The organism is Haloferax sp. Q22, assembly GCF_001482285.1.
GTDB lineage: Archaea > Halobacteriota > Halobacteria > Halobacteriales > Haloferacaceae > Haloferax.
In genome coordinates this window covers 146,413-160,709 of record NZ_LOEP01000027.1, presented here as the reverse complement: position 1 = coordinate 160,709, position 14,297 = coordinate 146,413, and the positions used below count along the sequence as shown (strand labels likewise).

At 66.8% G+C, this 14,297-nt stretch carries 13 protein-coding genes; 6 read left to right on the top strand and 7 right to left on the bottom strand.

All coding sequences use genetic code 11. The annotated features are described in order from the left end of the window. Positions 1-36: 36 nt before the first annotated feature. On the top strand, positions 37-1,098 hold the full coding sequence (locus tag AM590_RS11740; protein WP_058827631.1) for a zinc-binding dehydrogenase: 1,062 nt from the start codon (positions 37-39) through the stop codon (positions 1,096-1,098). Positions 1,099-1,135: 37 nt separating this feature from the next. Here the strand turns inward: AM590_RS11740 and AM590_RS11735 are convergent, their stop codons facing one another. The 5 genes from AM590_RS11735 to AM590_RS11715 form a co-directional block, all read right to left on the bottom strand. Then, positions 1,136-1,366: a hypothetical protein gene (locus AM590_RS11735; protein ID WP_058827630.1), complete on the bottom strand. Its 231-nt coding sequence runs from the start codon at positions 1,364-1,366 to the stop codon at positions 1,136-1,138. 70 nt (positions 1,367-1,436) lie between these two features. Further along, entirely contained in the window at positions 1,437-2,165 is a 729-nt protein-coding gene (locus tag AM590_RS11730) for an amino acid ABC transporter ATP-binding protein (RefSeq protein ID WP_058827629.1), read from the bottom strand. Continuing rightward, entirely contained in the window at positions 2,162-2,995 is an 834-nt protein-coding gene (locus AM590_RS11725; protein WP_058827628.1) for an amino acid ABC transporter permease, read from the bottom strand. The genes AM590_RS11730 and AM590_RS11725 overlap by 4 nt, the downstream gene beginning before the upstream one ends. Before the next feature lie 48 nt (positions 2,996-3,043). Further along, positions 3,044-3,856, bottom strand: a complete 813-nt coding sequence (locus AM590_RS11720) for a basic amino acid ABC transporter substrate-binding protein (RefSeq protein ID WP_058827627.1) — start codon at positions 3,854-3,856, stop codon at positions 3,044-3,046. A 263-nt stretch (positions 3,857-4,119) separates the two neighbouring features. Then, on the bottom strand, positions 4,120-4,911 hold the full coding sequence (locus AM590_RS11715; protein ID WP_172795798.1) for a COX15/CtaA family protein: 792 nt from the start codon (positions 4,909-4,911) through the stop codon (positions 4,120-4,122). A 231-nt stretch (positions 4,912-5,142) separates the two neighbouring features. Between AM590_RS11715 and AM590_RS11710 the strand changes: the two genes are divergently transcribed. Next, on the top strand, positions 5,143-6,249 hold the full coding sequence (locus tag AM590_RS11710) for a Xaa-Pro peptidase family protein (protein ID WP_058827625.1): 1,107 nt from the start codon (positions 5,143-5,145) through the stop codon (positions 6,247-6,249). Positions 6,250-6,380: 131 nt separating this feature from the next. Further along, positions 6,381-8,636 (top strand): NADP-dependent malic enzyme, encoded by a 2,256-nt coding sequence (locus AM590_RS11705; protein ID WP_058827624.1) that lies wholly within the window; start codon positions 6,381-6,383, stop codon positions 8,634-8,636. Positions 8,637-8,944: 308 nt separating this feature from the next. On the opposite strand, the gene AM590_RS11700 is transcribed toward AM590_RS11705, so the two are convergent. Together AM590_RS11700 and AM590_RS11695 are read right to left on the bottom strand one after the other, a co-directional pair. After that, a complete protein-coding gene (locus AM590_RS11700; protein WP_058827623.1) occupies positions 8,945-9,652 on the bottom strand; it encodes a twin-arginine translocase subunit TatC in 708 nt (235 codons plus the stop codon). Between the two features lie 146 nt (positions 9,653-9,798). Beyond that, complete coding sequence (locus AM590_RS11695) at positions 9,799-10,437, bottom strand: hypothetical protein (RefSeq protein ID WP_058827622.1); 639 nt, start codon at positions 10,435-10,437, stop codon at positions 9,799-9,801. A 155-nt stretch (positions 10,438-10,592) separates the two neighbouring features. Here AM590_RS11695 and AM590_RS11690 point away from each other — a divergent pair, with 155 nt between their 5' ends. The 3 genes from AM590_RS11690 to AM590_RS11680 are packed head-to-tail and all read left to right on the top strand — an operon-like array spanning position 10,593 to position 14,297. Next, positions 10,593-12,224, top strand: coding sequence for an ABC transporter substrate-binding protein (locus AM590_RS11690; RefSeq protein WP_058827621.1), 1,632 nt, complete (start codon positions 10,593-10,595; stop codon positions 12,222-12,224). A 3-nt stretch (positions 12,225-12,227) separates the two neighbouring features. Then, positions 12,228-13,226 carry an ABC transporter permease gene (locus AM590_RS11685; protein WP_058827620.1) on the top strand — a complete coding sequence of 333 codons (999 nt, stop codon included), beginning with the start codon at positions 12,228-12,230 and terminating at the stop codon, positions 13,224-13,226. A 6-nt stretch (positions 13,227-13,232) separates the two neighbouring features. Beyond that, entirely contained in the window at positions 13,233-14,297 is a 1,065-nt protein-coding gene (locus AM590_RS11680) for an ABC transporter permease (protein WP_058827619.1), read from the top strand.

Below are 14,297 nucleotides of genomic sequence, written 5' to 3'. Positions count from 1 at the left end.
GCAGAGCTTTTTGGGGCCGCCCGCCGAACCGTGCGTATGAGAGCCGCAGTCCTTCGTGAACACGGTGAACCGCTCGACGTGACCGAAGTCCCCGACCCGACGTGTGACCCCGACGGCGTCGTCGTCGAAGTCGAGGCCTGCGGCATCTGCCGGAGCGACTGGCACTCGTGGATGGGCCACGGCGAGTGGGCCGACGACGCGGTCCCGTCCGGGCAGATTCTCGGCCACGAGCCCGCGGGCCGCGTCGTCGAGGTCGGCGACCGCGTCCGGACGCTTCGCGAGGGCGACCGCGTCGCCTTGCCGTTCAACCTCGCGTGCGGTTCCTGCGGCTACTGCCGGACCGGCCACGGAAACGTCTGCACGGGCGATCACCCGCACGCGCTCGGCTTCGAACTGTCCGCGCAGGGCGCGTTCGCGGACTTGGTGCATCTCCCCTCCGCGGACTACAACGCGATTCGGCTCCCCGAGGGCGTCTCACCGACCGACGTGGCCGCGCTCGGCTGCCGGTTCATGACGGCCTACAACGCCCTCGACGCCCGCGCCGGACTCCGCGCCGGCCAGTGGGTCGCCGTCCACGGCTGCGGCGGCGTCGGCCTGTCGGCGATTCAGGTGGCGAACGTCCTCGGCGCGCGCGTCGTCGCCGTCGACGTGCGCGACTCCGCGCTGGACGCGGCCGCCGACCTCGGTGCGGACGCCGTCGTCAACGGCTCCGCGGAGGACCCGGTCGAAGCCATCCGGGGGCTGACCGACGGCGGGGCGCACGTCTCGCTCGACGCGCTCGGCGTCGCCGAGACCTGCCGGAACTCGGTCCGCTCAGTTCGGCCGCGTGGCTCGCACGTGCAGGTCGGCCTGACGACCGAGGCCGAAAAGGGGAACGTCTCGCTGCCGACCGACTGGATGACGAGACACGAGGTGTCGTTCCTCGGCGCGCGCGGAATGCCGCCGACGAGCGCGGACGACCTGCTCTCGCTGCTCGCGTCGGACGCGGTCGACCCCGGGTCGCTCGTGACGAAGACCGTCTCGCTCGACGAGGTTCCGGAACGGCTGGCCGCGATGACCGACTACGACACCGTCGGCGTCGAAGTGATGGTTCCGTAAAACAGGGCTGTCGTCGGTTCGGACGCTCGGTGCCGGCTCAGGGCGTCGGCGTCGGCGCTCGACGCTCTTCGGACGGCTCGTCGTCCAGCCCGCGCCAGACGACCTCGCCGCAGTCCGGGCAGTCGAGTCGGACCGTCCGGCCGTCGTGCGTCTGTTCGGGCCACTCGTCGATACCGGCGGCGCGACCGCAGGTCTGACAGAAGAGAACGGCCTTGGTGTGTTCGCAATCGGGCGGTTCGTGACTGAATTCGCGGGGAGCGTAGTTCATGCCGCAGCAAGCGGCGTTTCGGGAGATAAGCTTGTTGGAAGAATCCGGGTGTGTGCCCGGCTACCCCGCCTCAGAGCAGTTTCGAGAGGAACTGCTTGCCGCGGTCGGTTTTCGGGTTCTCGAAGAAGACCTCGGGCGGCGAGTCCTCGACGACTTTGCCGTCGGCCATGAGGACGATGCGGTCGCCGACCTCGCGGGCGAAGCCCATCTCGTGAGTGACGACGAGCATCGTCATCCCTTCCTCGGCGAGGTCGTGCATCACGTCGAGCACCTCCCCGACGAGTTCGGGGTCGAGGGCGCTCGTGACCTCGTCGAACAGCATCACGTGGGGGTCCATCGCGAGCGCGCGGGCGATGGCGACCCGCTGTTGCTGGCCGCCCGAGAGCTGGTTCGGATAGGAGTTCGACTGCGCACCGAGGCCGACGCGGTCGAGCAGTTCGTCGGCGCGGCGCTCGGCGTCTCCTTTCTTGAGGCCCTTGACCTTCGTCGGCGCGAGCGTCACGTTCTCTCGGGCCGTCTTGTGCGGAAAGAGGTTGAAGCTCTGGAACACCATGCCGATGCGCTGGCGCAGGCGGTTGATGTCCGCGTCGGCCGCGGAGATGGACTGGCCTTCGAGTCGAATCTCGCCGTCTTGAATCTCTTCGAGGCGGTTCGCACAGCGAAGCAGCGTCGATTTCCCGGACCCGGACGGCCCGATGATGACGCAGACTTCGCCCTCTTCGACGTCGAGGTCGACGTCTTTCAGGACGTGCGTCTCGCCGAAGTACTTGTCAACCTCGTCGAACTCGAGGAGACTCATCGGCGGTCACCTCCCCAATCGGCGCGGGCTTCGAGGTGGTTGACGATTTTGCCGAGCGGAATCGTAATCATGAGATAGGCGATTGCGACGAGGATGATGGGCGTCCACGGGTCGAACGTGGTCGAGTTGACGTTGCGGAACGCGCTGATGAGTTCCGGGATGGCGATGACCGTCAGGAGCGACGTGTCCTTCACGAGGATGACCTGGTCGTTGCCGATGGCGGCGAGCGCGTTGCGCCACGCCTGCGGGAGGACGACCTCGCGCATGCCCTGCACGTAGGACATCCCGAGCGAGCGGGCGGCCTCCATCTGGCCCTCCGGGACGGCGTCGATGCCGCCGCGGACGGCCTCGCCGACGTAGGCGGCGTGGTTGAGCGTCAGTCCGATAATCGCGGTCGGAATCGCCCAGTTGGAGATGGGGAACTGCCCCGGCGGCCAGAACGCCGGAATCCCGACGTAGATAACGAGCAACTGGAACAGAAGCGGCGTGCCGCGGAAGAACTCGACGTAGGCGGTCGCGACGGTGTTCGTGAACTTCGTGTTCGACACCCGACCGAGGCCGACGAAGACGCCCGCGGTGACGGACAACAGACTCCCTACGAGGACGATACCGAGCACTCGCAGGAACGCGTTGACGAACTGCGGGTGGATAATCTCGACGAGGAGTTCGAAATCGACCTGCGTGAAGATAATCGCCGCGATGAAGCCGCCGACTCCGAGCGTGAATAGTCCCGCGACGGCCGCACCCAGCCGTCTGAGGGTCGTATCGTTCAAAAACTGCTCTTGGTACTCACCGTCTCCGGTGCGTCCCTCGGAGTAGGATTCAGCCATTGGTAGTGTTTCTCACAGTGATGGGATAAAAAACGCGTCCTGGTCGAGTTACCCGGAGAAGTACTCCGAGTAAATCTCGTCGTACGTGCCGTTGTCGCGGATGGTCTGCAGCGCGCCGTTGACCTCTTCGCGGAGTTCGTCATCGTCCTGCCGGAAGCCGATACCGTACTCCTCGACGGTGAGGGTGAGGTACGGCGGGGCGTTCTCCTTGCCCTGTTCTTCGGCGGCTCCGGGCCCTTCGAGGAACCGGACGTTGTCGCTCTGCTCGACGAACGCGGCGTTGACGGTGTTGTCGTTGACGACCGCGCTGACCTGGTTGTTCCGGAGCGCGTCGAACGCGCCGGTCACCTGGTCGTAGCTCTGAATCGTCAGGTCGCCGCCGAACTCCTCTTTGAGGCTGGTCGCGGCGCTCTCTCCGGTCGTCCCCTTCTGGACGCCCACGGTGACGCCCTTGAGGTCCTCCTTCGAGGAGATGTCGCTCTGGTTGAGGACGATGACCGTCTGGTACGCGGTGAAGTACGGGTCCGAGAAGTCGATCTGCTCGGCGCGGTCCTCGGTGATGGTCATCGCGGACATGATGACGCGGAAGTTCCCGTTGTTGAGCGAGGGGATGATACTGTCGAAGCTCGTCTTCTGGAACTCGTGTTCGTAGCCGAGTTCGTCGGTGAAGACGGCCTGCGCGATGTCGACGTCGAAGCCGACGAGTTCGCCCTCGGTCGTCTCGTACTCGAACGGCCGGTACGGGATGTCCGAACCGATGGTGATCGTCTCGCTACCGCTGCCGCCGCCGCCGAGGCAGCCGGCCAGCGTGAACGCGGCCGCGGCTCCGGCGGAGCCCTTCAGAAAGGTGCGACGTTCCATAACAGCCCTCAGGTAGCACAGCCCCGTATAACACTTCTTCGGTCCGTTCGTCAATTCGTTCGGAGATTGACGAAAAATATTCGGGAATTGTGTAGATGGGTGAGATATATCTCTAACCGTGAACGGGGTCAGACCATTTGCTAGTCTCGAATTGTAGTACAACTTCTGGCAATACTGTTGTAAATATTGCCGCGGTTAGTACGAGTATTGAAGGCATCTCCGACACGCGGGCGAGCTCCGACGAATCAGGTGCGGCCCGCTCGTCAGTCGGCGTCGTTCGTCGCGCCGGCTTGCGGGACCGGAAGCCCGCCGCGGACGAGGATCGCCGCGCCGCCGACGAGGACGAGCGCGAGGACCGTCCCGCCGAGGTGGGCGAGTTCGAGCGCCGGTCCGTACACCTGCCGGCCGGCGATGAGGAGCGCGACGACCACGACGCTCGCGGGCGCGGTGACAAATCTGAGCCGGCCGTAGGCGTCCGCCCGCGGGCCGTGGGCGGCGTTCGCCCAGAGGGTGACCGCGACGAGCGCGGCGTAGGTGGCGAGGCCGACGACGTAGTAGACGGCCTGCGTCGTCGGACCGAAGGAGACGAACGCGTGGGGCGCGAGGACGAGCATGACGGGTGCGCCGACGAGCGCCAGTCCGACCGCGTCGGCGATGCGGGTGATGCCGCGGTCGACGAGTCCCCACGCCGCGGCGGCGACGACGGCGGTGAAGATGGAGGTCGCGACCACGTAGTGGGCGGTGAGGATGACCCACTCGTACTCGGTGACGGTGAGCGCTCCGAGGACAATTTGGAACGGGAGGATGACCGTGGCGACGACGAGCGCGTAGCGGACGCCTTTCGCGACGCCCTCGCGCCACGCCTGCACGGTCGTCCCGAGGATGAGGAAGCCGGTGAGCATGGCCACGAGGCGGTGGAACCACTCGATGAAGCTGCCCCAGTTGGCCGGGAACAGGCCGAGGAAGCCGTCGCAGAACGGCCAGCGCCCGGCGCAGGTGAGGCCGGCCCCCGAAGCGGCGGTGTACACGCCGAGGACCATCAGGACGCCGGTCATCGCGGCGGCCCCCGCGAGGAGGCGGCGAAGCCGAGGTGTCATACGCGTGGGTCAGAACCGCGTGAACTTATATCTCGTCGGTATGGTCCTCGAAGGCGTCAGCCCGGAGCGTTGTCCGTGGCTGGCACCAGTCGGAACCGGTCGGTCCCGGACGACCCCGGACGCCCCGACGGGCTTCGTCCCGCTCGTCCGAGCCGTCCCATTCAAGTCGGTTCGGTTGGACGCGCGAACATGGACGAGCGACTCGAATCCCGAGCGGACCGACTCGATGGCTACCTCGACGACAACGGCCTCGAAGCGGTCTGGTTCGCCCGACCGAACTCCTTCGCGTGGCTCCTCGGCGGCGACAGCGTCGTCGACCGCGACTCGCCTTTGGGCGTCGCCGCCGCCGGCTACGACGGCGACGAGTTCCACGTCGTGACGGACAACATCGAAGCGACCCGCCTGCTCCACGAGGAAGTGCCCCACGAGGACGTTCGCGTCCACCGCTTCCAGTGGTACGAGGGCTCGCTGGCGTCCGGCGTCGAAGCGGTCTCGCCGACCCCCGCCGCCGCCGACTTCGACGTGCCCGGCTTCGAGGGCGTGGACACCGCGGCCGTCCGCCAGCCGCTTTCCGACGCCGACATCGAAGCCTACCGCGAACTCGGCCGCGACGCGGCGAGCGCCGTCGAGCGGGTCTGCCGCGAACTCGAACCGGGCGACACGGAACACGAGGTCGCCTCCGGCCTGAAAGTCACGCTCAGCGCGATGGGTATCGAAGCGCCGGTGGTGCTCGTCGGCAGCGGGCGGCGAGCCCAGAAGTACCGCCACTACACGCCCAAACAAGAGGAACTCGGCGACTACGCGCTCGTCTCCGTGACGGCCCAGCGCGGCGGCCTCTACGCGAGTTGTACGCGAACCGTCGCGTTCGACGCGCCCGAGTGGCTCGAAACCCGCCACGAGGGGGCGATGCAGGTCGAGACGGAGGCGCTGGCGGCGACCCGAAAGGCCGCCGTGGAGGGCGGCACTGCGGGCGACGTGTTCGACGCCATTCGCGACGCCTACGACTCGGTCGGCGAGTCCGAGGAGTGGCTGAACCACCACCAGGGCGGTGCGGCCGGGTTCGCCGGCCGCGAGTGGTTCGCCACGCCCGACGCCGACGACGAGGTCCACGCGCCGATGGGCTACGCCTACAACCCGACCATTCAGGGCGCAAAGAGCGAGGGAACCGCGCTCGTCACTGACGAGAGCGTCGAGCCACTGACCATGACGGGCCGCTGGCCGACCCGGACCGTGACCGACGCCGACGAGACGGTCGAACTCGAACGGCCGGAAATTCTTCACATCGAAACGGAGTAATTTTTCGACCGGAGTGGCGTCGATTCGTCGCCGTGACCTCGCCGCCGTCCGGTGAGGATTCGACTATTGTCGAAGTAAAAATTCGACGTTGTTGAATAGCTTTTTGCCCCCTGCGTGAGGACGTGTGGGTCATGGGACTGGACGACGACTCACGGGAATATCACAGACAAGACCCACCCGGAAAAATCGAGATTGCGACGACAAAGCCGACGAACACCCAACGCGACCTGAGCCTGGCGTACTCGCCGGGCGTGGCCGCACCGTGTCTCGACATCGCGGAGGACGAAGACGCCGCCTACGAGTACACGGCGAAGGGCAACCTCGTCGGCGTCGTCTCGAACGGCTCCGCCGTCCTCGGGCTGGGGGACATCGGGGCGCAGGCGTCGAAACCGGTGATGGAAGGCAAGGGCGTGCTGTTCAAGCGCTTCGCCGACATCGACGTGTTCGACGTCGAACTCGACATCGCCGACGTGGATGACTTCGTGGCGGCGACGAAGGCGATGGAGCCGACGTTCGGCGGCATCAACTTGGAGGACATCAAGGCCCCGGAGTGTTTCGAAATCGAACGACAGCTCCGGGAGCAGATGGACATCCCCGTGTTCCACGACGACCAGCACGGCACGGCCATCATCTCCGGCGCGGCGCTCCTCAACGCCGCCGACATCGTGGACAAAGACCTCGACGACCTCGATATCGTCTTCTCCGGTGCGGGCGCGTCCGCGCTCGCGACGGCGCGGTTCTACGTCTCCCTCGGCGCCAAAAAGGAGAACATCACGATGTGCGACTCCTCGGGCATCATCACCGAGTCGCGCGTCGAGGAAGGCGACGTCAACAAGTACAAAGCCGAGTTCGCACAGCCGGTCGAGGAGGGCTCGCTTTCGGACGCCATGGAGGGCGCGGACGTGTTCGCGGGGCTCTCCGTCGGCGGCATCGTCAGCCAGGAGATGGTGCGGTCGATGGCCGACAATCCGGTCATCTTCGCGATGGCGAATCCGGACCCCGAAATCACCTACGAGGACGCGAAAGAGGCCCGCGAGGACACCGTCATCATGGCGACCGGGCGCTCCGACTATCCGAACCAAGTCAACAACGTCCTCGGGTTCCCCTTCATCTTCCGCGGCGCACTTGACGTGCGCGCGACCGAGATTAACGAGGCGATGAAGCGCGCGGCCGCCGAGGCGCTCGCCGAACTCGCCCGGCAGGACGTGCCCGACGCGGTCGTCAAGGCCTACGGCGACCACCCGCTGCAGTTCGGTGCCGACTACGTCATCCCCAAGCCGCTGGACCCCCGCGTGCTGTTCGAGGTCGCCCCCGCGGTCGCGCAGGCGGCGATGACCTCCGGCGCGGCTCGCGAGCGCCTCGACATGAACGCGTACCGCGAGCGCCTCGAAGCGCGCCTCGGGAAGTCCCGCGAGATGATGCGCGTCGTCCTCAACAAGGCGAAGTCGAACCCCAAGCGGGTCGCCCTCGCCGAGGGCTCCAACGAGAAGATGATTCGCGCCGCCTACCAGATGCAGGAGGAGGGCATCGCCGAACCCATCCTCGTCGGGAAGACGACGACGATTCTGCGCAAGGCGGAGGAGCTGGGTCTCGACTTCGACCCGACCATCGCCAACCCCCGCGACGGCGAGTGGGACCACTACGCCGAGCGCCTCTACGAGCTTCGACAGCGTAAGGGAATCACGAAGTCCGAGGCGGAGGAACTCGTCCGCCGCGACTCGAACTACTTCGCCAGCGTCATGGTCGAAGTCGGCGACGCGGACGCGATGCTGACGGGGCTGACCCACCACTACCCGTCGGCGCTCCGCCCGCCGCTGCAGATTATCGGCACCGCCGAGGACGCGAACTACGCGGCCGGCGTCTACATGATGACGTTCAAGAACCGCGTGGTCTTCTGCGCCGACACGACGGTCAACCTCGACCCCGACGAGAAGATTCTCGCGGAGATCACGAAGCACACCGCCGAACTGGCCCGCCAGTTCAACGTCGAACCCCGCGCGGCGCTCCTCTCGTACTCTAACTTCGGGAGCGTCACGAACGAGGGGACGCGCAAGCCCCGCGACGCCGCGGCGCTCCTGCAGGACGACTCCGACGTGGATTTCCCGGTGGACGGCGAGATGCAGGCCGACACCGCCCTCGTCGAGGACATCCTCGAAGGCACCTACGACTTCGCGGAACTCGACGCCCCCGCGAACCTGCTCGTGTTCCCGAACCTCGAAGCGGGGAACATCGGTTACAAACTCCTCCAGCGCCTCGGCGGCGCGGAGGCCATCGGCCCGATGCTCGTCGGCATGGACAAACCCGTCCACGTCCTCCAGCGCGGCGACGAAGTCAAAGACATCGTCAATCTGGCGGCGACGGCGGTCGTAGACGCGCAGGAAGAGTAACAGACCCGAGCGAAGCGAGGGATTTTTTGGTCCAGCTTTTTCCGGAGAGGGTGAGCGGAGCGAACCCGAACCGAAAAAAGGTGGTCGTTCGATCTGGCGGCGACGGCGGTCGTGGACGCGCAGGAAGAGTAACAGACCCGAGCGAAGCGAGGGATTTTTTGGTCCAGCTTTTTCCGGAGAGGGTGAGCGGAGCGAACCCGAACCGAAAAAAGGTGGTCGTTCGATCTGGCGGCGACGGCGGTCGTAGACGCGCAGGAAGAGTAACTGACAACTCCGGTTCTTCCGGTTCTGCTTTTTCGGCGAGACGCTCACCCGAACTCGACCCACGCGACGGCGACGCCCAGCCCGACCGCTGGCGGGACCGAGTAGAGCGCGAACGTCGTCGAGTCCGGCGGTGAGAAGCACGCGGCGAAGGCGACGAGACAGAGGAGCGACAGCCCTCTCGTTCCACCGGTGAGTCGACGAGAGAGCGCGCCGGCGCGGCGCAACCCGAGCAGGAGCGGGGCGACGGCCGCGCCGTCGCCGACCGCGACCGGGAAGAACAGTTCGAGTTCGAGCGCCGACTGGCGGGAGTCGGCCGTGATGCGGCCCCATTCGACCAAGAGATCGAAGAGCGCGGGCGCGACCTGACGGGCGACGGCGGCTCCGACGAGGAACCCCACGGCGGCGAGCGCGAACCAGCCCCACGCGGCGCGGATATCGACTGCGGGGTCGCGGTCGGCGAGAAACACGAGCGAGGCGCCGGCGGCGAGGAGGCCGGCGAGCACACCCAGTTCGAGACGGACGAGGAAGGTCGGGTCGCCGACGGTAACGACAGCCGTCGAAACACCGGCGGTCGGTGAGACCCCGGCGGCCGGCGAGAGGAGTCCGGGGTCACGGGCGGTGGCGAAGACGAAACCGGCCGTCGAGAGGCCGATAGCGACGAGTCGGCGTGCGTGGCGTCTCGCGGCTGCGCCGAGCGGCGAGAGCCCGCGTCGCCGCGGGTCGAACGCGTCGACGGTCTCCGTGGGGTCCATACGTCCGGCATCGCCGCTCCGGGTTGTCAACTTTTTGACGAAGTAGTGACCGGCCGCCGGCGGGGCGACGGTCCGATGAGACGGCTCACGCTCGGTGGCCCACCCGACGAAGGCGGGGGCGAACGGGTCTCGACGACGCCTCGCGCTCAGTCGCTCGCCCGACCCTCGAACCGCGAGGGCGGGAGATAGCTCACGTCGGTGCCGGAGTCCGCCTCGAACTCCGGCGGCTCGGGGAGCACGCAGCGGTCGGCTCGCCGGTTGACGTGCTCGTACTCGCGCGGCGCGTTCGCCAGCGGGTGCGCGGGGTTCTCGCGGCTGTCGATTCGCGCGGCGCGAAGCTCACCGAACCCGGCGATGCGGGCTTGAATCCCTCGCCAGTGGTGTTCGCTCCCCGCGGGGACGACGATTCGCTTCGGCGACTTCCAGTCGGGGTGGTCGCCGGCGAGGACCGCGTTGTTGACGTTCGCGGCGAGGTCGTCGTGGTCGACGAGGACGCCGACGCGAGCGCCCGGCGGCGCGCGATTGGCGAGCACGTCCAGTCCGAGGTGAAGTGCGCGATACTCCGAGACGTTGTTGTCCGGCGGTACGTCTGGGAGCGCGATACGGGCGACTCGCTCGCCGTCGCGGGTCTCTATCACCGCACCGAGTCCGCCGCCGTTCGGGCGGTACGACCCGTCCGTCGCGACGTAGAAGTGCCGTTGGTGCGTGCGCGGCGGGTGTGCGATGTGGGGCGTCGGCGACTCGTCGAACAAGTCCCGAAGTGTGGGACGGCCGGTCACGGCCATACGAATCGTTCCGCGATGGTCCCTAATAAGCGTACCCCGTGTTCGGGGGGGTAATGTCTCGGGAGCATAACTGTGCACAATATATGGGCAGAACGCTATGCGGGGGCCGAATCACAGGCAATGGATATAAGAACGACCGACGCAATCTACCTTCGATGGCTGATACCAATTCACACATGAGTCGGCGGTCGTACATGAAGTTGGCAGGCGGCGCGGCGGCGTCGGCGGCGCTCGCGGGCTGTTCCGGTGGCGGCGGCGAGGAGACTGAGACCACCGAACCGACGACGACCGGCGGCGAGGGGACCGAGACCACCGAAACGACGACGACCGAGGACAGCGGGTCGTTCGACGTGACCATCACGCAGGGGCAGATGCCCTCCGGTCTCGACCCCCACGACCACCGCGAGACGACGACGGACATCGTCGTCCTCCACGCCTACGAGGGCGTTCTGACCCGCGACGCGGCGGGGTCGATTCAGACCGCGCTCGCGACGAACTACGAGCGTATCGACGGAGAGAACGCGGTCCGCTTCGAACTCCGAGAGGGCGTCACGTTCCACAACGGCGACGAACTCACCCCCGAGGACGTCGCGTACAGCATCAACCGCGTCGTCGACGAGGAGGTCGGCTTCGCCAGCCCGCAGAGCGACCAACTCGCCGGCGTCGCCGGCGCGGAGGTCATCGAGGGCGAGAACGCCGTCAAGGTCAACAACTCCTCGCTCAACCCCATCGTGTTCTCCGAGTTCGCGACCTACCTCGACGTGATGCAGCAGTCGTGGGTCGAGGACAACGACAAGGCGTACATCGGCCAGAACATGAACGGCACGGGGCCGTTCCAACTCGACTCGTACACCGAAGACGAGGAGGTCGTCCTCACGGCGTACGAGGACTACTGGCAGGACACCGCGGCGGTCGACACCCTCACCTTCCGCGCGGCGTCCGAGGCCAGCACGCGCGTCAACCAACTCCTGCAGGGCGAGACCGATCTCATCGTCAACGTCCCACCGCAGGAGGTCCAGCGCGTCACCAACTCTGACAACGCCCGCGTCGCCGCGGCCCCGTCGACCCGCATCATCTACAACGCGATGCGCTACGACCTGGAGCCGTTCGACTCGATGGAGTTCCGGCAGGCGATGAACTACGCCATCGACCTCGAGAGCATCGTCCAGAACGTCCTCGGCGGCTTCGGCGCGCAGACGAGCCAGCCGACGCTCCCCGAGTTCGTCGGCCACAACGCCGACCTCGACCCGTACCCGTACGACCCGGACCAAGCCGAACAGTTGGTCGAAGACTCCGGCTACGCCGGCGCGGAAATCGAGCTTCACACGCCGGTCGGGCGCTACCTGAAGGACCTCGAAATCGCGCAGGCGGTCGCGGGCTACATCGACGAACTTCCGAACGTCACGGCGACGGTCCGCCAGCGCGACTTCGGGTCGCTCGTCGACGAACTGCTCGCGGGGAGCATCGAGGCTCGCCCGCCGTGGTTCCTCATCGGCTGGGGTGAGGCGACGTTCGACGGCGGCCTCGTCATGGAGGCGCTTCTCGCCTCCGACGGGACGCTCACCACGTGGCAAAACGAGGAGTTCGACGCCCTGCTCGAACAGGCCGGAAACCAGTCCGGCGAGGAGCGCGAGGCGACCCTCCAGGAGGCGAACGCGATGGCCCACGAGCAGTGCCCGTGGATCTTCCTGAACCAGCAGTACAGCGTCTACGGCGTCAACGACGCCATCGCCTGGGAGGCCCGCTCCGACGAGCGCATCGACGCGTACGCGATGAGCCAGCAGTAGTCGATGTCGCTGTCGAGGTTCCTCATCAAGCGTTCGCTCCAGGGGCTACTCGTCATCTGGGGGGTCATCACGGTCGTCTTCGGCCTCCGGTTCATCTCGCCGGGGGACCCGGCGAACGTGCTGTTACCGCCCGACGTCGACCCCGAGGTCAGAGCGCAGGTCATCGCCGAACTCGGGCTGAACGAGCCCCTGTACGTGCAGTACTGGCAGTTCATCTCGGGCATCCCGTTCGGCGACCTCGGCCTGTCGCTCGTGACCCGAACGCCGGTCGCGGCGCGCGTCGTCGCGAAACTCCCGGCGACGCTGGAACTCGCCATCGCGGCGACAATCGTCGCGGTCGTCATCGCGATCCCGCTCGGCGTCCTGTCGGCCACGCGGCGTCACGAGCCCGCGGACTACGGCGCGACCGTGTTCTCGCTGGTCGGCATCAGCACGCCGAACTTCTGGCTGGGCGTGATGCTCATCCTCGTGCTCGCGGTCCAGCTGAACCTGTTCCCGACGAGCCAGCGTCCTATCGGCCTCGACGGCATCGCGATGCTTCTCGCCGGCGGCGACGTGGGCGCGGCGGTAGACGGCTTCGTGACGTGGCTGTGGCACATCACGCTCCCAGCAATCACGCTCGGGACGTACTTCACCGCGCTCATCACGCGGCTCACCCGCAGCGGGATGCTCGACCAACTCGGACGGACCTACGTCCGCGCGTCGCGGGCGAAGGGACTCCCGGAGACGCTGGTCCGTTACAAGCACGCGCTTCGGAACACGCTCATCCCGGTCATCACCGTTATCGGCCTCCAGCTCGGCACCCTCATCGGCGGGGCCGTCATCACGGAGGCCGTCTTCGCGTGGCCCGGGCTCGGGACGCTCATCATCAACAGCATCAACGCCCGCGACTGGCCGGTCTTACAGGGCTCGCTCATCATCGTCGCGGTCGGGTTCGTCCTCGTGAACATCCTCGTTGACGCCCTGTACGCCTACGTCAACCCGCAGGTGGCCTACGATTAACGCTCTATGATATCGGAACGCACACGCAGAAACCTTCGTCGGGAACTCAGACGGAGTCTCCTCGCGAGGCTCGGCATCGTCGTCGTCGTCCTCATGGTGGCGATGGCCGTCTTCGCCCCGTTTATCTCCCCGTATAGCCCGTCTCAACAGAACCTCGACAACTCCCGACAGCCGCCGCTCGGCTTCAGCACCAAAGAGACGAAAGAAGTGACGAAGATGGAAGACGGGAGCGTCGTCATCGAAAACGGGCAAGTCGTCACCGAGACGCAGACCGTCTACACGAACGCAACGGCAGCCCACCCGCTCGGCACCGACGGTAACGGTCGGGACATCCTCTCGCGAATTATCTACGGTGCGAGGACGTCTATCCTGGTCGGGCTGTTCGGCACGTCGCTCGCGGCACTCATCGGCGTCCTCGTCGGGCTGTCAGCGGGGTTCTACCGCGGGCGCGTGGACGACGTGCTGATGCGGAGCGCGGACATCATGCTCGCGTTCCCGTCGCTCGTCCTCGCAATCGCCCTCGTCGGCGTCTGGGGACAGGCACAAGCGCCCATCCCCGACCCGTTCGTCACAACCGGAATCGCCCCGGCGTTCCGCTCGGCGGTCGGGTTACCGACGGGCATGCCCGAAACGGTCGTCCTCCCGGGGACGGTCATCGTCGTCGTCGCGCTCGTCAACTGGGTGTGGTTCGCTCGCGTCGCCCGCGGCGAGGCGCTCTCCATCCGCGAAGAGGAGTACGTGAAGGCCGCGAAGGCCCTCGGCGCGAGCGACGGGCGGACGATGCTCAGACACGTCCTCCCCAACGCCATCACGCCCATCCTCGTGTTGGCGACGATTCAGGTGGCTGCCATCATCCTGCTCGAATCGGCGCTGTCGTTCCTCGGCTTCTCCGGGGCCGACGTGTCGTGGGGCTTCGACATCGCTCTCGGCCGGCAGTACCAGTCCACCGCGTGGTGGATTTCGACGATGCCCGGCCTCGCCATCGTGGTGACGGTCATCGGGCTGAACCTCGTCGGCGACTGGCTCAGAGACGCGCTCGACCCCGGCATCGAAGGAGAGGGAGGCGTCTGA